This is a genomic window from Paenibacillus sp. FSL R7-0345 (genome assembly GCF_038595055.1).
Classification (GTDB): Bacteria; Bacillota; Bacilli; order Paenibacillales; family Paenibacillaceae; genus Paenibacillus_AQ.
The window spans coordinates 1989683-2008107 of the sequence record NZ_CP152002.1 but is presented as its reverse complement, the minus strand read 5'-3'; the positions used below and the strand labels follow the sequence as shown (position 1 = coordinate 2008107).

The following is an 18425-nucleotide window of genomic DNA, read 5'->3' as shown; positions in this document are numbered from 1 at the left end:
GGTTGTGTGTATTGCCTATATATATGTGAGGGCAGCGCCTCCACTAAATTATAATGGATGCGCTGCGCCATTGCACATTTTACTGGATGGTGATGATATCCTTATCACCGATAGAAACCTTGCCCGGTTTTTTCAGGGTGACCGTGGAGCCTTCAGGCAGATTGGAGAAGATGACCGGTGAAATGACGGAAGGCGCATTGGCTTTCACGTACTCCAGATCCACTTCCATAATCGGCTGACCAGCTGCAACCAGATCGCCTTCCTCGACAAGAACCGTAAAGCCCTGGCCCTTCAGCTTCACTGTATTGACCCCGATGTGTACAAGCACTTCCTTGCCGCCGTCGGACATAATGCCGATAGCATGCTTGCTAGGGAACACATTGAATACTTTGCCGTAGACCGGTGAAGCAATTTTACCGTCAGCAGACAGGAAGGCAAAGCCGTCACCTGTCATCTTCTGCGAGAAGACTGCATCCGGTACCTCGGTGATATCCAGAAGTTCACCGTTAACCGGCGATACGATATCCTCAGGCATGATCGCTGCACCTTCTTCCCCGGCCTGCTTCTCAAGCTCAGGCTGCGGAGCTGCAGGTGCAGCAGCAGGAGTTCTGCCGTTCATGACATCCTGAATCTGCGACTTGATGGTGTCGGAACGTGTTCCAAAGATTGCCTGGACGTTATTTCCGACTTCAAGCACCCCGGAGGCACCCAGCTTCTTCAGGCGGTTTTTATCCACGCCTGCTTTATCTTTAACCTCAACCCGAAGACGTGTAATGCATGCGTCCAGATGAGTAATGTTCTCTCTGCCGCCGAGTGCGGCCAGAATGTTCCGCGGAAGATCATCTCCGCTTGTGGAAACAGCTGCTCCGCTTGTTTCCTCAGTCTCATCGGACGGGTCTTCACGGCCCGGAGTCTTGAGGTTAAACTTGCGGATTACAAACCGGAACCCGAAGTAATAAATAACAGCCATTACCAGACCTACCGGGATAACAAGCCACCATGCGGTACGGTTCGGAATAATACCGAACAATACATAGTCGATGAAACCGCCGGAGAAGGTCATCCCGATCTTAACGTTCAGGATTTGCATCGTCATAAAAGACAGACCTGCGAAAACCGCATGTACTGCGAAGAGCAGCGGTGCTACGAACAGGAACGAGAACTCCAGCGGCTCAGTAATCCCTGTAAGGAACGAGGTGAGCGCTGCGGAAACCATCAGACTTCCGACAATCTTTTTGTTCTCCGGTCTTGCTTCATGATAAATCGCCAGTGCTGCTGCAGGCAGTCCAAACATCATAAACGGATATTTACCGGTTGTAAATGTTCCGGCTGTAAATTCCGCACCGTCACGTAACTGCTGCATGAAGATCCGCTGGTCTCCGCGTACCAGCTCGCCCGCTTTGTCAATATAGCTTCCGAACTCATACCAGAACGGCGAGTAGAAAATGTGATGCAGGCCAAACGGAATCAGGGAACGTTCAATCGTACCGAAGATAAAGGCGGACAGCGTCAGATTCGTATTGATCATACTCTGCGAGACATAATTCAGTCCGTGCTGGATCGGCGGCCAGACAATCGTCAGGGCAAGACCGAGAATCAGCGAGGTGACAGCCGTCATAATCGGCACAAACCGTTTACCCGCAAAGAATCCCAGATAAGAAGGCAGTTCTATTCGGAAGAACCGCTTGTACATGGACGATGCCAGTATCCCGACTAGAATACCGCCGAAGACACCTGTTTGCAAGGTTGGGATCCCCAGGACACGAGCATAAGCAAAGTCTTTTAGGCTTAATACATAGTCATTGATACCCAAAACGGTTCCCATCGTAACGTTCATTACCAAGAAACCTATTATCGCAGCAAGGCCCGCGACACCCTCGCCTCCGGCAAGGCCGATGGCAACCCCGACGGCAAAGAGCAGCGCAAGGTTATCAAACACAATTTGTCCTGAGTTCATCAGTACGTTGGCAATCGCCTGAACCACATGATTTTCAAGCGCAGGCACGTATTGGAGGAAGTCAGGGTTGACCAGCATGTTGCCGATTCCGAGCAGCAGACCTGCCGCAGGCAGAATGGCTACTGGCAGCATAAGCGCTTTACCGACCCGCTGTAGAACGCCAAATAACTTTTTAAACATTAGGGGCCACTTCCTTACATATTATTTTTCGCAAACAAAACGCCAAAAAAGGCATGAGCAATACAGTATACAGGTTGTACTCTAACGCTAGCGTTAGATTGCCCCGACTAAGGGGATTACAACCAAAAAATACTGTAAATCACTCATGCCTGATCGTATCAGTTACACGTTGGTATTCTGTTTGTCATTCTTAACAGGGAACATTGTAGCACCGATGAAAAAGGAAAGCAAGCGCAATTTGTTGACACCTGAATTATTATGCATCGTCTTTTAACAAATGCCTGGTTATTACTGCCGCTACTGCCCCATATCCGCCTCATCCTCTTTCTTCTGGGCAAGACGCTGCAGATGGATCGTCAGATAGCTGACCTCCGCCGGATAAACCGGTATACGGACCCGCTGCTCAATAATCTTGGTCAGCTTCCAGGACAGCGAATACATCTCCGGATATTCCCGCTTCATCAGGCCGTCCAGCGAGGTGGTCTCACGCACCGTTTCTCCGCGGCGCAGCCGCTCCAGCACGAACCGCAAATGGGTCACGAGCCGCGAATAATCCAGCGAATCCCGCGGAATCCGGTAATCCAGATTATCCTCCACAATACTCACCAGATCGCCGATCAGCAAAGAATGCTCCCTCACCTCAGAGATATGCCTGTTGCTGAGCGCGCTGACGATATGCAAGGCTACGAAACCGATCTCATCCGGAGGAAGCGTGACCGCCATCGTCTCGTTAATCCGTTTAACCGCGTAGTCGGCCAGCCGGTATTCTTCGGGATAGATCTCTTTTGTCTCATACAAAAAGGGGTTATGAATAGCAATATTCTGCTCGTTACGCCGGATGGCAAAAGAGATATGATCAGTCAGGGCAATATGAATGTGCTCGTTCAGCGGCTGGTTGCTGCTCTGCATAATATGCAGAACGATTTCCTGTACAACCTCTATCAGCTTCTCATCCACCTGGGGAACCAGCTGTTTATATTGTTCCTGCTCTTCCTGGTTACGCAGAATAAACATCTTCTCCACGGAGGACAGGTTGATCTGATCACGGCTTTTACGGTTATACCCGATCCCCTTGCCAATGACAACAACCTCGGCATACTGGGGGTGCTGGGCGATAATGACATTGTTATTGAGTACCTTGGCTACAGTTATGCTGCCCAATTCCGACACCTCTTTTAATTCTGAATACCTTTTGCTCCAAAGCAGACTGTCCATCCTAGCAGCATGCATAAATTATACTTGAGGTACCATCATAACATCAACATACGGTTATTAGAAGAGCGCACTGCGCAGCGTTTATTTGACCCGGAAGGTTTTGTATGAATACTTATAGACCAGTAAAAGAGCAATCATCATGTAGACAGCAGCCGCCAAAAGTACCAGCACGGCAAATTGTCCTGGAGCTCCCTTAAACTGCATGCTGATTACCGCTACGCCCATAATGATACTGTTGACAATACTGAAGAACGGATTCCTCATGTTCAGTTCAGTACTGTAGGGCTGAAAGATGTAATACATGAACAAATGATGCACCGAGAAAAAGAGTGAGAGGCCCAGCACAGTTGCGCTGTAAATAAGCGAATCCGCTGCACTCCAGCTTTCAGCCGACAGAAAAATCAACAGATTCACCGCTACACAGATCGCCGCAGCCGGAATCAGATTCAGTCCGCTGATCCGGAGCAGCCGGACGCGGAAATTGCTCAGAATAGCGGAGCGGTCACGGTAAAAACCGTAGCGCAGCAGACTAAGGTCGCAGTTGAAGAACATCGCTTTGCAGACCAGCTCCCCGATCGACGTAAAATTCATCACAATGACAAATACAGGCAACGCCCTGATCAGATAACCGGCCAGCCGGGAATACAGCTCCGGCGCAGCCAGCTGCAGCAGCACTCCTACAGCAAACAGCGCACCTATGATCACCATACGGCGCTGTATCGGCTGTACCAGAAACCGCCTGTGCCGGGAAAAGAATATCGCATTCAAGTAAGCATAGCCGCTCTTTCCGGCAAACTGCCCAGGACGCAGCTGCTCGGCCGAGAAATCCTGCTCCTTCGTTTCGACCTGCTTCAGGTTGGCCTCTTTCATCATCCGGCCCATATCCAGCAGCGGATCATCTATTTTGGTTACGGCATCTACGGCATCCCGGTACCTCGGGTATCTGGCAATATAAACGGCCCCAATAATTCCAAGCAGCAGCGCAGCCAGAACAGCCGGCAGACTGAACAGTACAGTATCCATGTCCAGCAAGGATTTTCCTGTATAGAGCGGGAGGAAAGCAAGCAAATATCCGGCTCCGATGACCGACCAGACCAGCACATTCTGTTTGACTACCACAATCTCCCTGCGGTCAAAAATACGCAGATGCACCGCTTCAGCGGCTGTACGCCAAAGGGTCAGCAGCAGGGCCAGCAGGATTCCATGCCAGAGCGGAGCACCGTGAATACCAGCAAACACCATCATCGCCGGCACAAAATAAATAAAAAAGCTCACTCCTCTGAGTCCCATTACAGCATGCATGTACTTATCGGCAGGGATGCGCATCAGCTTGACACAGATATATTTGTCGCGCTTCGGCTCCAGAATGACTGCGCTTGATACCGCACTGGCTCCAAAGCTGAGCAGAACCAGCACATGCAGATACAGCTTGTATTGCTCCGGCTGCGGCAGATCACCGGCAGTCAGCGAGACCGGCAAATAGATGATCAGACCCAGATAAGCAAATTTAGTCAGAAAGCCAAAGAGAATCCGCAGAATCAGCGCAACGGCAGTAAAAGCCTTTTTGAGCCCGCGATTAGCATACACCCTCTCTTTCATCAATGTACCCAGCCAGGGGATTCTCATAAAATAATACATAATCCGGTTGGCACCGGATGTACCCCGGATGTTCATAATGGTGTTCAGCGTCTTAAGCATGGCCCGTTCCGTCCTTCAGCAGACTGATGATCCGCTCCTCAAATCCCGGGCTGTGCAGCGTATCCGCCGGAATTTCCTGCAGCACACCGTTGTTCAGAATAACCAGCTCGTCACACAGATCAGCAGCAAGCTGCAGAATATGGGTGGAGAAAATAATAATGTGATCCTGCTTCATCTCCCGCAGCAGCTTCTTGATCTCCAGCGCTACAACGACATCGAACGAAGTCAGCGGCTCGTCCAGCAGAATCAGCGGAGGCCGGGTGATGATAAAGCAGAGCATCTGGATTTTGTTCTTCATCCCGTGGGAGTACCCTTTAATCAGCCTATGGCGGTCCTCTTCCTCAAATGAAATGATATTAAAATAGTCTTCAATGGTCAGGCCCGGCTGAATTTTGTCCCGGTTAATGTCCATGTAAAATTTCACAAATTCATATCCGGTAAGAAACTCGGGCAGAATCGGCAGGGAAAAAACATAGCCGATTTCATCCTCGCCCAGCGGCAGACTGACCTCCTTCCTCCGCAGGAACGCGCCGCCGCTGTCCATCCGGACCTCGCCGCTCAGACAGTTGAACAGTGAGGTTTTGCCGGCGCCGTTGCGGCCGAGAAGGCCGTATATTTTCCCTTTTTCAAAAGTAAAATCGACACCCTTCAGCACCTGCTTATCGTTGTAGCTTTTCCTGATGTTGTCCAGTATGAGCTCCATTCCATTCTCCCCCAGTCGGTACGCTATCCCGTTTTTTTGATATAAAAAAATCAGCACGTCTTCCCAATTTAGAGACGTGCTGATTCTGAAATGCTGTCCTGCGTGAAAAGCTTACAAGGTTAATTATGAGTCCCTCACATGTTCAGACTGTGCCGGCTATTCCTGATGCTCCTTCACTGCCGCCGGACTGCTTGGTACCATATGAACCGCGCTCCCCCCGGATGCCGGAACGGCTTTCTGGGTCAGCCCCTTGATCAGCGACTCCACATCAATCCCGGAGACACTTTTGAGCATTTCCGGAGCGGTAGCCATCAGCTGGGTCACATAATTGCTGACCCGTGCCGCTCCTTCACCATTCCCGGTATCGACAACAGTGAGCTTGTCGATGGAAGCGATCGGCTCCGCAATCTTGCCGGCCAGCTCAGGCAGCATCTTGACGATGATGTCGAGTACCGCCGCTTCGCCGAACTTCTGGAACGCTTCAGCCAGCTTCTCTTTCGCTTCCGCTTCGGCAAGACCGCGCGCCCGGATGACTTCGGCTTCCGCTTTACCTTTGGCCAGCTCGGCATCAGCCATCGCCTGACCTTCAAGCCGCTTCTGCTCCGAGGTCGCCTGCGCCTGCTTCTCAATACTGTACTGCAAGGCATCGGCCTCGCGCATACGTCTTGCCTTATCCGCTTCTGCCGCCTGCTCTACAGCATAACGGTCGGCTTCCGCTTTCTTTTTGACTTCTGCATCATACTGCTTCTCGCGGACCTGGATCTCTTTGGCCTGGAGATCAATCTCGCGCTCCTTGCGGACCAGCTCTACCTTCATCTGCTCCTCAACCACTGTCTGCTTGGCCCGGGCTTCCTGAATGTGATACGCCTGGTCAGCTTCCGCCTTAGCCGTATCCTGATCGCGCTTGAACGCAGCAACCTTCAGCTGGTTGTCCTTGGACGCTTCGGCAATGTTCGTATCACGCAGCAATTCCGCCTTCTGCCCCTGCTCCTCGGCATTGGCCTTCTGAATCCGCGCATCCCGCATCGCTTCGGCTTCGGCAATTTCCGCATCGCGTTTTACTGCCGCAATCCGCGGTTTACCGAGCGCTTCCAGGTATCCGTGCTTGTCGCGCACATCCTTGATCGTGAATGAAACGATCTGCAGACCCATTTTCTTCAGATCCCGTGCCGCAACCCCTTGCACTTCCTGGGCAAACCGGTCACGGTTACGGTACACCTCTTCAACAGTCATCGAACCGAGGATAGCCCGCAAATGGCCTTCCAGCACTTCCTGGGCTTCACTCTTTAGTGCATCTATCGGCTTGCCCATGAACTGCTCGGCGGCTGTTGCCACATCCTCGGTCGAGCTGCCGACCTTGATAATCGCTACACCGTCGGCGATAACCGGAACCCCTTGCTCCGTATATACCTCAGGAGTGGTTACATCAAGCTTATGGGAGAGCAGCGACATGAACTCAGCCTTCTGGAATACCGGAAGAATAAACGCACCGCCGCCGCGGACAATCTTGATCTTACGGCCGGAGCCGTCATCGGAAATGTGGTTTTTGCCGAGGAATGAACCGGTAACGATCATGCCTTCATCGGGTCCGACTGTCTTATAACGGGCCCAGAACGCAATCCCCAGTACAAACAGCACAGCTACAACTACTGCAGGAATAAACAAATAATCAGGTACACCGAACATTACACATCCGCTCCTTTTCTCTCTTCAAATTCAGATACCAGTGCAACGCCTTCTCTTACTTCGATCACTACCACCTTGCTGCCGGCAGGCAGGGACTGGTGTTCGAAGCTTGCTGCTGTATGCAGACTGTTGCCTGCACCAAACTTCACCATCACCTCGCCGTAGCCTGACGAGGGGACAGGAACTGTAATTTCCCCGATCCTGCCTGGCAGGTCCTGCATCGAGAAGCCTGTAGACACCTCGCTTTTATCCATAGGCTTAATCACTGCAAGGAACAGGAGCACTGCCATAAACGCCGCTATCAGCAGGGACAAGGCAAGAATTGCGCCGTCTTCCAGCCCGCTGTAACGGGTGAGCAGAATCCCTGCCCCGCCAAAAACGGTGATGCCCCCCGCCAGTACTGTAGGATTCAGAAAATCGAACGATACAAGATCAAAAACACCGTCCAGGGCATTCCCGATCAGATCCCCCACCAGCACACTAACCACCGCAAAAATTACGCCCAGCGCCAAACAGCCCAAGTATAGCGTTTGCATAATTTTCTCCTCCCGTCTTGTAGTTACGGACTGTCATACCAGTATAAACGCACAAACCATGTCCTTGGTTTCACAAACTTGGATTTTTATCTCATTAATGTATCATGCATATGTGCATCTGATGTCATCCGCAATAAAACAGGGGTGTCCCCGGCCATTGATACGGCCGGGGACACCCCTGTTCACAGACAAAGGCAAGAGAGCAATAAGGCTGTCTCTTACAGCGACATTTTATAAATTTCTACAACATCCTCACGCTCCAGCTTGCGGAAGTTGCCGAACGGACCGAAACGGACCGCCTTGTCGGCCATGCTGCCGATTTCACTGTCATCGATATCGTAATCGCCAAGCGTCTTCGGAGCACCGATGGAATCCCAGAAGCTGCGCAGCGCTTTGATTCCCTCGAGTCCGGCTTCCTCGTCGGTTTTACCGGAAGCATCAATTCCGAATACATTCACCGCTAGCTGGCGGAAGCGGGCAGGGTTGGTGCTGAGGTTATATTTCATCCACTGCGGGAACAGGATCGCCAGACCGCCGCCATGCGGGATGTCATAAACGGCGGATACAGCATGCTCGATATTGTGTGTGGCCCAGTCTCCGGCGAAGCCCATGCTGACCATGCCGTTCAGCGCCATTGTGCCACAATACATGATCGTCTCACGCAGCTCATAATTCTCCAGATCCTCGATCAGCTTCGGAGCCGCTTCGATAACGGTGCGGAGCAGCGCTTCGCAGAAGCCGTCCTGCAGCGGCGTGTTGGTGTCGGTGTGGAAGTAATGCTCAAGGGTATGGGACATGATGTCCACCATCCCGTATACTGTCTGGTCGCGTGGCAGGGAGAATGTGTTCTCCGGATCAAGAATCGAGAATGCCGGATAGGCGTGAACGCTGCCCCAGCCCATTTTTTCCTTGGTAACTTCGTTGGTGATTACCGAGCCGTTGTTCATTTCCGAGCCCGTTGCTGCCATAGTCAGCACTGTACCCAGCGGAAGTGCACCCTGCGGAGCCGCCTTGCGCTCCACGAAATCCCACATATCCCCGTCGTACTTTGCCCCGACAGCTACAGCTTTGGCACAGTCCAGCACACTTCCGCCGCCCACAGCAAGAATAAGTTCAATATTATGCTCGCGGCACAGCTCCACGCCTTTATGTACCGTGGACAAGCGCGGATTAGGCTCAACACCGGCCAGCTCTGTCACAACAGCTCCGGCTGCGCTTAGCTCGGCGAGCACATTATCATAAAGACCGCTGCGCTTGATGCTGCCGCCCCCGTACATGAGCAGGACATTCTTGCCGTACTTCGGTACTTCTGTCCGCAGTGCCTGCAGGGTGCCTTGTCCAAAAATCAATTTGGTCGGATTATAAAATTCAAATTTGCGCATATGTCTTAACCTCCGTAAATTTCAAAAATAGGATGCAGGATTATATTATAGACCTCCGGCAGGCCGCATACAAATCGGTTCTGGGATCATTTCCCTCCCTGGGCAGGATAAAGAAATGCCCCGGGCCGTAAGAGGCCGGGACATTCCCGTAAGCTTATTTTTATAGTGCGCCAAAGCTCTGAACAAACCGGCGGAAAGCCGCCTGGCCTTCAGGTGTCCGTTTGTACACTCCGGCATGCTCCAAAATATGCGTGAACTTGATACCCACTTCATTCTGGACGGTCTTGACTGCTTCTTCACGGGCAAGCCCTGTGCCGAAGCGTTCCACCAGCTCATCAATCCAGAAAGCATGAAGCGCGAGCGCATGCCCTTCCTCTGCCTTGACCGCTTCAAGCAGCGCCTGATCACCGGCCAGAATACCGGCCACAGCATCAAGCTCTTCTTTCAGGCGTCCCGGAAGAATCGCCAGACCCATAACCTCAATCAGGCCGATGTTCTCCTTCTTGATATGGTGCATTTCGCGGTGCGGATGGAAGATTCCTTCCGGATACTCCTCGCTGGTCCGGTTGTTGCGCAGCACCAGATCCATCTCGAAGCCGCCGTCTTCCGACCGGCGCACGATAGGCGTAACGGTGTTGTGCGGTGTCTGCACACCTTCAACATCGCTGAATGCCAGTACATCGGCTTCAGGATCGCTATAGCCCTTCCAGGCCTCGTACAGTGCATTTCCGCATTCCAGCAGCACAGCAGGATCATTGCCGCTGAGGCGCAGCACAGACATCGGCCATTTCACGATGCTCAGGCTCACGCCGGGATAAGCAGGATGAGTGTAGCTGTCCTCTTTAGGCGCTTTCTGGATCGGGAACGTATGACGTCCGCCCTGGAAATGGTCGTGGGTCAGAATGGACCCGCCGACAATCGGCAGATCGGCATTGGAGCCGATGAAGTAATGCGGGAACGACTCTACAAAAGAGAGCAGCCGCTTCAGCGTATCCTTCGTCAGCTTCATCGGCACATGATCGTGATGGAACACAATGCAGTGCTCATTGTAGTAAACGTAAGGCGAGTACTGGAAGAACCATTTTTCCTTGTTCAGCTCAAGCGGAATGATACGCAGGTTCTGGCGCGGCGGGTGGTTGACCCGGCCGGCATAGCCGACATTCTCGCGGCATAGCTGGCATTTCGGATAGACCGGCGGCGGAAGCAGCCGGGCCATCGCGATTTCCTTCGGACTTTTCTCCGGCTTGGACAGGTTGATCGTCATCTCGATATCGCCGTACGGCGAATCCTGCAGCCAGTAGACGTTCTTGGCGACGCGGTCCATCCGGATATAGTTGGAATCAATGCTGAGCTTGTAGAAGCGGTCAGTAGCCGCTGCAATCCCCTGCTCGGCGGCAAGGCTCATGAACTCGGCATTGACCTCCGACGGCCGGGCCATCAGCAGACCCATGATTTTAGCATCCAGCAGGTCGCGGTACGTGTCGGTGTTCTCAGGGATAAGGCCGATAGTGAACCCGTAGTCAATCAGTGCATCAAGCGGAGCCTGCGGACTTTCCAGCGGAGCTTCGCTGAATGCTCCGGCATACGGCTCGCTGAAGCCAAACTGGTCCAGCAGCTCGTTGCGGCTGTAATCCACATCCGCCGGCTGGATCAGCTGCTGGTGCTGTGCGAACAGGACAAGCTGTTCGATGGCATACAGTGCCTCCTCTGCGGCGGGAGCGGCAGTATTATCGTTAGACATGTTAACTCTCCATTCTCCTTATTCAGGTGTAGCCTCTTGTCTGTATTATTCTCCGTAGCCTTGCGGATTGGCGGAATGCCAGTTCCAGGCGCTCTGGATAATTTCTTCAATGTCTGCCTTCTGCGGATTCCAGCCAAGCACCGACCGCGCTTTGGCCGAGGAAGCCACCAGCACTGCCGGGTCACCAGCGCGGCGTTCCTGGATTACAACCGGAATGTCCCGGCCGGTCACCTTGCGGGCCGATTCAATAACCTGTTTCACCGAGAAGCCCAGTCCGTTGCCGAGGTTGAAGACATTGCTGGCACTGCCGCTGCGCAGGTAGGTTACCGCGCGGATATGGGCGTCTGCCAGATCGCTGACATGGATATAGTCACGGACACAGGTTCCGTCCTCTGTCGGATAGTCATCTCCGAACACGGCGATGCTTTCGCGCTGTCCAAGGGCGGTCTGCAGCACCAGCGGAACGAGATGGCTCTCCGGACGGTGGTCTTCACCGATCTTGCCGCTGGCATGTGCGCCGGCTGCGTTGAAGTAGCGGAGGGCCACATACTTGATGCCCAGCACCTTGTCGAACCAGGCCATCATGCGCTCCATGGTCAGCTTGGTTTCACCGTAGACATTTGCCGGCTCGGTGCGGTCGCTTTCTTCAATCGGCACCTTCTCAGGTTCGCCGTAGGTTGCCGCTGTGGAGGAGAAGACGATTTTGTCTACACCGGCATGCTGCATGGCTTCCAGAAGACACTGCGTACCGTACACGTTATTGTCGTAGTATTTAACAGGGTCTTTCATGCTCTCGCCGACAAGGGAGCTGGCTGCGAAATGGATGACCGCTTCAATTTTATTTTCGGAGAAAAGCTTTGCCAGCAGCTCTTTGTCACGCAGATCGCCTTCATAAAGCTTGCCGCCCAGCAGCGCCTCACGGTGCCCTGTCAGCAGATTGTCGATCACTACAACCTCTTCGCCCCGGTCCAGCAGCTCCGCTACCGTGTGGGATCCGATATACCCTGCTCCGCCTGTTACTAAAATTGCCATCTTACTTCACTCCTTCCAGTTCTTCTACACCATTGCCGATGCCGCATACATAAAATTCGCCGGTCAGGCCGGTTCTTGCTTTATAAGCTTCGCCTACCTCGCGGATGAAGCGTTCGACATCATCTTCATGAACCAGTGATACTGTACATCCGCCAAAGCCCGCACCGGTCATCCGGGAGCCCAGTGTGCCTGGAATGCGCTGTGCTTCCTCTACCATTACATCCAGCTCTTCGCAGCTTACTTCGTACAGGTCGCGCAGCGACACGTGGGAGTCGTTCATGAACAGCCCGAACTGCTTCAGATCGTTGTTCTTCAGCACTTCTACAGAGTCAAGCACACGCTGGTTTTCTTCCACAACGTGGCGGGCCCGGCGCCGTACAGTCTCGTCGGCGATTTTGTGCTGATGAAGCTCGAACTCCTCCGGCTTCATCTCTGCCAGATACGACAGGGAAGGCACTTCCTGCTTCAGGATTGCCAGCGCTTCTTCACATTGGCTGCGGCGCTCGTTATATTTGGAGTCTACAAGACCTCTCTTTTTGTTCGTATTACCAATTACCAGCTTGTAGGCTCCGGTTGCAAATGGAACCAGGCTGTATTCCAGTGTGTCACACATCAGCAGGATTGCGTGGTCACGCTTGCCGTTGGCTACAGCGAACTGATCCATGATGCCGGAGTTAACGCCAACGTACTGGTTCTCGGCACGCTGGGACAGGAGGGCAATTTCCACTGTATCGGTATCTCCGCCCAGCAGGGACAGGAAAGCATAACCTGTAACTACTTCGATGGAAGCGGAGGATGAAAGGCCGGAGCCGTTCGGGATTTCACCGTGGAACAGCAGATCGTAGCCGCCGGAGAGCGGAAGATCCTTCTTGGCCAGCTCAACCAGAACGCCGACAGGGTAGTCGACCCATTCGCCGGTTTTGGCTTTGCCGATTTCACTGTAGTCAATGGATGCTGTGTAAGGGAAGTTCGTGGAAGCGAACTGCACCTTGCTGTCGCTGCGCGGGCGCACGATCAGGGTTGTTCCGAAATCCAGTGCTGCCGGGAACACATAACCGCCGTTGTAGTCCAGATGCTCGCCGATCAGATTCACACGGCCCGGAGCGTAGAATACACGCGCCTCCTCCGTGCTCTCCCCGTATTGCTCGATAAATTTGCTGTTAAGTTCCTGTATGCTCATTAATGCCACTCCATCCTTTCGCTGGTTTCACTCTTTGTTCTTAAGTTCAGTTGCTTATGTTCTTTATGGTTACATTATAATAAAATCAGACTTGCCCTGATAATGCAATCATGTGTGTAATGTATGGATAAATGTGACTTCGCACGTTATACTTTGATCAGGCCGGGCTTCAGGTTCTGAAGTCGCCTCCCTGCGCGCAGGGCATTGACAGCGTTAACTCAAGGAAAGGATCTGTCAGCGTGGAACATACCTATTCCGTAGGATCGAACCCTGTATATTACGATAAGCAGAATCTGCATGTGTTGTTTGCCGGCGAGAGCCAGACCCTGCCGGTCCATCAGGCCGGACCCAAAATCTACGATTATTATCTGCTTCACTTCATTGAATCCGGCTATGGGCTGTTCACAACCGAGCACCGCAAGTATGCGCTTGGTCCGGGAGATTGTTTCCTGATCCATCCCGGCCAGCTTGTCAGCTACGTCTCGGACGGACAGCAGCCCTGGCGGTACCGCTGGGCGGCTTTTACCGGGGCTGACGCAGACGGACTCGTGCTGCAGGCCGGATTTGCTCCGCAGCAGCCCGTGCTCGGCACCGCGGAGGGCACTGTTATTCCCGGCGCTCTCTCTGGGATGATGCAGGTCTTTTATGCCAACAAGGAGAGTGCCCATCTCACCTCGCTCGGCTATTTGTATCTGGTCCTAGGTGAAGCAACGGAACGGCATCTCTCGGCATCGCGGCTCCCGGGAGCGGAATCCCAGATCAAACGAACAGTGAAGCAGATGATCCATTATATGGCCTCCCAGTATGCCCACCCGGTATCGATTGAACAGATGTGCGGCAGCCTCGGTTACAACCGGGCCTACCTGTCACGGATTTTCAAGCAGGAAACCGGCCTCTCGCCGGTTACTTACCTGCTCAAGCTGCGCATTGAGAAGTCACGCCAGCTGCTGCGTGAGCGCCCCGAGCTGTCCGTTGAGCAGGTAGCTGCTTCCGTGGGGCTGACCGATGCGTTGTATTTCTCCCGCCAGTTCAAGCGGTTCTGCGCCCAGTCCCCGACCGCCTACCGTCTGACAACAGCCAGACACGGGGAGAAGTAACCGCATCATTGCTTGCGGGATGCGCATCTCATGCGATACCGCTACTTATGCTTATCCGCGAGCCTTATCTTTATGTAAAGCAACAGCCCGTCTCCTTTCCGGAAACGGGCTGTCGGGGGTGCTCTCTGCTGCATCTTTTGATTATGGATCTTACAAATGAACCATACAGGTCTCGCTAAACAAGCTAAGTGGAAAATCGACAACTAATTCCGGGTAAACCACTGCCGCAAAGAATCCAGTTGGAAAAACGCTACTTAATTATGCCCATTTCGCTCCAAACAGCGGTTGCAGTCTAAAATAAGCTGCGATTTTCAAACTAATCTTTAAAAAAGTTGGATAATGGCGAAATTAAATGACGAAAATCCACCTAGCTGCCGGGCTCCCCGCTTCTCAGCTAAACTTTGAAAGAACGCACTAACTCCACCGCCAGCTCCTTAAACCTCACTTTCGGTCTTCAGGATCGTTTCGATCCGGTCCAGCTCCTCCTGCGAGAATTCCGGATGGGACAGGCAGGCAATGTTCTCCTCGATCTGGCTGATCCGGCTGGCGCCGATCAATGCCGAGGTCACCCTGCTGTCGCGCAGGGTCCATTGCAGCGCAAGCTGCGCCAGGCTCTGGCCGCGTGTGACAGCCAGCTGATTAAGCGCACGGATTTTGCGCTGCACCTCCGGCGTTATCCCGCTCTCGTCCAGTGCCGCCGAAGGGCCGGCCGCCCTTGAGTCTTCAGGGATACCGTTAAGGTATTTATTGCTCAGGAGACCTTGAGCCAGCGGTGTAAAAGCAATGCTGCCGACCCCGTTCTCCTCCAGAACCTGCTGCAGTCCGCCTTCAATCCAGCGGTCCAGCATCGAATACCGCGGCTGATGGATCAGCAGCGGTGTACCCAGCTCCTTCAGAATCCGGATCGCCTCCACCGTCTGCTCCGCCGTATAGTTGGACAGCCCGACGTACAGGGCTTTGCCTGAGCGGACGGCATAATCCAGCGCCCTCATCGTCTCTTCAAGCGGCGTCTCCGGGTCCGGGCGGTGGGAGTAAAAGATATCGACATAGTCCAGCCCGAGCCGCTTCAGACTCTGGTCCAGACTTGCCAGCATATATTTCCGTGAGCCCCAGTCCCCATAAGGACCCGGCCACATATAATATCCCGCCTTGGTCGAAATGACCATTTCGTCACGGTATGCGGAAAGATCACGCTTAAGCACCTTGCCGAACAGCTCCTCTGCAGAGCCCGCAGGCGGACCGTAATTGTTCGCCAGGTCAAAATGGGTAATGCCGAGATCAAACGAGCGGGTAATCATCTCCCGGCCGTTCTCATAGGCGTCAATCCCGCCGAAGTTATGCCACAGCCCCAGCGATATTGCCGGGAGCTTCAGGCCGGATCTGCCCGAGCGGTTGTACTGCATCACTTCATACCGTTCATCGCTAGCCACATATACCATTGCCGATCCCTGCCTCTCGCTAACCTCAATTGCTTCACTACCCTAATTTAAACCTGGCTCTGCGTTTATAATCTGCCGCTCACAGAATCGCGCTTCACAGCTGGACCAGTACTCTCCCCATAACCTCGCCGATCCGGTCCGTAATAATCAGATCAGCCCGGTGATCATACGGAGTAGGCTCTCCATTCAGCAGGACAGTATGGCGCCCGTGAAAATAGGTTACGAGACTGGCAGCCGGCTGTACCGTCAGCGAGGTACCGCCGATAATCAGCAGATCGGCCGCAGCAATGGCTGCAACAGATCCGACCAGCACATCATGATCAAGCTCTTCTTCATACAGCACTACATCCGGCTTAATGATGCCGCCGCAGTCTCCGCAGCGCGGAACCCGCTCAGCTGAACCTGTAACGGTTTCCAAAGGATAAAAGCAGCCGCATCCCATACAGTGATTCCGGTGAACCGAGCCGTGCAGCTCGAACACGGCCCGGCTGCCCGCCTTCTGATGCAGGCCGTCGATATTCTGCGTAATGACCGCCTTCAGCTTGCCCTGGCCCTCAAGCTCGGCAAGCAGCAGATGTGCGCCATTGGGTACGGCCTCCGGGTGCAGCATTTTGCTTCGGTAAAAATCAAAAAAAATGTCCGGCGAGGACATAAAAAAACGGCGGCTGAGCATGACCTCAGGCGGATATGGGGAATTTTGCTCAGACTGATATAATCCGGCCGCAGAACGGAAATCGGGAATTCCGCTTTCAGTAGACGTTCCGGCTCCGCCGAAAAACACAATATTTCCGCTGTCCTTAATCCAGGAAACCAGTGTCTGCACTTGATCCATACTCTGCACACTCACCTTTCTCCAAACAGAATTAATCTGTAATATGAAGCTGATGATACCCGGTAACAATGGTGTCCGCATCCAGCAGGTGGCCTGCAGTGCCTTCCGGCGAGATTCCGACAGACAGCCGCAGGCCGGCCCCTTTGCCAAGCTGCATATCCGCATTGCTGTCACCGATAATGACAGTATTCTCCGGCAGAACCTCCAGCTCACGGCAGGCCAGCTCAGCCATTTCGGGCGCCGGCTTCCCGTGCCGCACCCGGTCTCTTGTCACCACCGTTTGGAAATAACCGGAAATGCCCATCCATTCCAGATGTTCACCAGTCGTCCCGGCTCCGTCTGAAGTAACAACTCCGAGCTTCAGCCCTGCAGCTGCACACTGCTGCAGAAACGGCGGCAGGCCCGGCAGAGGTACTGCAGCGCGCTGTGCCCGCAGCCTGTTCATCGCCTCTTTGGCAATAGCATTAACACGGGTAACTGCTTCGTTCCAGGGAACACCGGCACTGTACAGATGCCAGGCCAGAATGCCAGTGCTCTCTTCGGCTGTCGCCATCGCCAGCGGCCCGGCAGGGTCATAGCCGGTCAGCCGGCCGTCAGCGCCGTGCCGGGTCCCGAGAACACTGGACAAATCAGGCAGGCTGCTGCCCCCTATGAGCGCCAGCTGATTGTCCAGCCCCTGCAGCACCAGCTCCGCCCAGGCTCCCCAGGTGGCGAGCAGGTCCAGCAGAGTGCCGTCCTTATCGAATAATATACACTGGCAGGGAACGGCCAGATCATTAACATGCAGCTGCGGCATTCTCCGCCTCCTCTCTGAAATTCAAATAATCAGCGCAGGTTGCCCAGCCAATCCAGCATAGCCCGCGCGGTGCGGATCTGCTGCTCTTCTTCTGTGATGGAAGCTTCCCCGTCGCCTTTCTGCTTCCCGTAGCTTCCGAACTGGGCATGATTTCCGCCCTCAATGGACAAATAGACAGTATTGCCGGGCAAGTAGGCACGGCCTTCATTGTAATTGTCCCTGTTGACCACGGTATCCGCACTTCCGAGCACAGACAAGACAGACAGCGTCGTGTCCTTCAGGCTGCCTTTCTCATCCGGGTAAGATGCGAGGTAAAAGACGCCCTCCAGCTGATCCTCATGCTCTGCCGCGTAACGCGATGCCATAACACCGCCCAGGGAGTGGCCGCCGATCACAAAGGACTGCTCCGGATGAGCGCTGATAATTTCCTCCGCCGCATCCCCTTTAATGACGGCCAGATTGAACGGCATTTGGGCTATGTAGAACGGATGTCCTGCGGTGGCAATTCTTTTGGCGAGCGGCGCATAGGCCTCTGCTTCAACTAGCGCACCCGGATAAAAAATAACAGCTGTACCGCTGCTCACAGCCGGCTCAAAAGAAATCCAGCCGTCGTTCTGTTCCACTGTCACACCTGCGGCGGAGAGCATTGCAGTCTCGGCATTTTGTTCCGGCTCATACGGTGTCAGGTATCTCCACAGCAGCAATCCGGCAACGATCAGAAGGACTGCAAGCGACAGGAGAATCCTGCGTCTGTTTATTGTTTTTTTCAATTAGATTCACTCCCGTGTACTGCATACAGAAAATTATAGAGGAATCAAGGTAATCAAACAACCTTCAACATATCGCCACAAATAATCCCTCTGATAGCGCTTTCTATTGTGATTGAATTCACAATAACCAACCGCGAAAAGATGTATTTTAAAATTAAATTAAAAACTTTTGCATTGTGCA

At 53.4% G+C, this 18425-nt stretch carries 15 protein-coding genes; 1 reads left to right on the top strand and 14 read right to left on the bottom strand.

Features of this window, described 5'->3' with window-relative positions:
* Positions 1–79: 79 nt before the first annotated feature.
* From ptsG to NST84_RS08345, 10 genes are all read right to left on the bottom strand, one after another.
* Positions 80–2137 (bottom strand): glucose-specific PTS transporter subunit IIBC, encoded by a 2058-nt coding sequence (ptsG, locus tag NST84_RS08390; RefSeq protein ID WP_342565143.1) that lies wholly within the window; start codon positions 2135–2137, stop codon positions 80–82.
* Between the two features lie 297 nt (positions 2138–2434).
* Positions 2435–3298, bottom strand: a complete 864-nt coding sequence (locus tag NST84_RS08385) for a PRD domain-containing protein (RefSeq protein WP_342565142.1) — start codon at positions 3296–3298, stop codon at positions 2435–2437.
* A gap of 135 nt (positions 3299–3433) precedes the next feature.
* Positions 3434–5050 carry a hypothetical protein gene (locus NST84_RS08380; RefSeq protein WP_342565141.1) on the bottom strand — a complete coding sequence of 539 codons (1617 nt, stop codon included), beginning with the start codon at positions 5048–5050 and terminating at the stop codon, positions 3434–3436.
* Positions 5043–5753: an ABC transporter ATP-binding protein gene (locus tag NST84_RS08375; protein ID WP_342565140.1), complete on the bottom strand. Its 711-nt coding sequence runs from the start codon at positions 5751–5753 to the stop codon at positions 5043–5045. Before NST84_RS08375 ends, NST84_RS08380 begins: the two co-directional genes overlap by 8 nt.
* 156 nt (positions 5754–5909) lie before the next feature.
* Complete coding sequence (locus NST84_RS08370) at positions 5910–7439, bottom strand: flotillin family protein (RefSeq protein ID WP_342565139.1); 1530 nt, start codon at positions 7437–7439, stop codon at positions 5910–5912.
* A complete protein-coding gene (locus NST84_RS08365; protein ID WP_342565138.1) occupies positions 7439–7975 on the bottom strand; it encodes a protease in 537 nt (178 codons plus the stop codon). The genes NST84_RS08370 and NST84_RS08365 overlap by 1 nt, the downstream gene beginning before the upstream one ends.
* 218 nt (positions 7976–8193) lie before the next feature.
* The gene (locus tag NST84_RS08360) at positions 8194–9357 is read right to left on the bottom strand and encodes an iron-containing alcohol dehydrogenase (protein ID WP_342565137.1); all 1164 of its coding nucleotides are present in this window, start codon (positions 9355–9357) and stop codon (positions 8194–8196) included.
* A 160-nt stretch (positions 9358–9517) separates the two neighbouring features.
* Entirely contained in the window at positions 9518–11098 is a 1581-nt protein-coding gene (locus tag NST84_RS08355) for a UDP-glucose--hexose-1-phosphate uridylyltransferase (RefSeq protein ID WP_342565136.1), read from the bottom strand.
* 45 nt (positions 11099–11143) lie between these two features.
* Positions 11144–12130: a UDP-glucose 4-epimerase GalE gene (gene galE, locus NST84_RS08350; RefSeq protein WP_277471714.1), complete on the bottom strand. Its 987-nt coding sequence runs from the start codon at positions 12128–12130 to the stop codon at positions 11144–11146.
* Between the two features lies 1 nt (position 12131).
* Positions 12132–13310: a galactokinase gene (locus NST84_RS08345; protein ID WP_342565135.1), complete on the bottom strand. Its 1179-nt coding sequence runs from the start codon at positions 13308–13310 to the stop codon at positions 12132–12134.
* Positions 13311–13549: 239 nt separating this feature from the next.
* Between NST84_RS08345 and NST84_RS08340 the strand changes: the two genes are divergently transcribed.
* Complete coding sequence (locus tag NST84_RS08340) at positions 13550–14407, top strand: AraC family transcriptional regulator (protein ID WP_342565134.1); 858 nt, start codon at positions 13550–13552, stop codon at positions 14405–14407.
* Positions 14408–14841: 434 nt separating this feature from the next.
* On the opposite strand, the gene mgrA is transcribed toward NST84_RS08340, so the two are convergent.
* The 4 genes from mgrA to NST84_RS08320 all read right to left on the bottom strand — a co-directional run bounded on the left by mgrA (position 14842) and on the right by NST84_RS08320 (position 18244).
* Positions 14842–15846 (bottom strand): L-glyceraldehyde 3-phosphate reductase, encoded by a 1005-nt coding sequence (gene mgrA, locus NST84_RS08335; protein ID WP_342565133.1) that lies wholly within the window; start codon positions 15844–15846, stop codon positions 14842–14844.
* Between the two features lie 94 nt (positions 15847–15940).
* Entirely contained in the window at positions 15941–16678 is a 738-nt protein-coding gene (locus tag NST84_RS08330) for an NAD-dependent protein deacylase (RefSeq protein WP_342565132.1), read from the bottom strand.
* A 31-nt stretch (positions 16679–16709) separates the two neighbouring features.
* Positions 16710–17474, bottom strand: coding sequence for an HAD-IA family hydrolase (locus NST84_RS08325; protein WP_342565131.1), 765 nt, complete (start codon positions 17472–17474; stop codon positions 16710–16712).
* Positions 17475–17503: 29 nt separating this feature from the next.
* Positions 17504–18244, bottom strand: coding sequence for an alpha/beta hydrolase (locus NST84_RS08320; protein WP_342565130.1), 741 nt, complete (start codon positions 18242–18244; stop codon positions 17504–17506).
* Positions 18245–18425 lie beyond the last annotated feature (181 nt).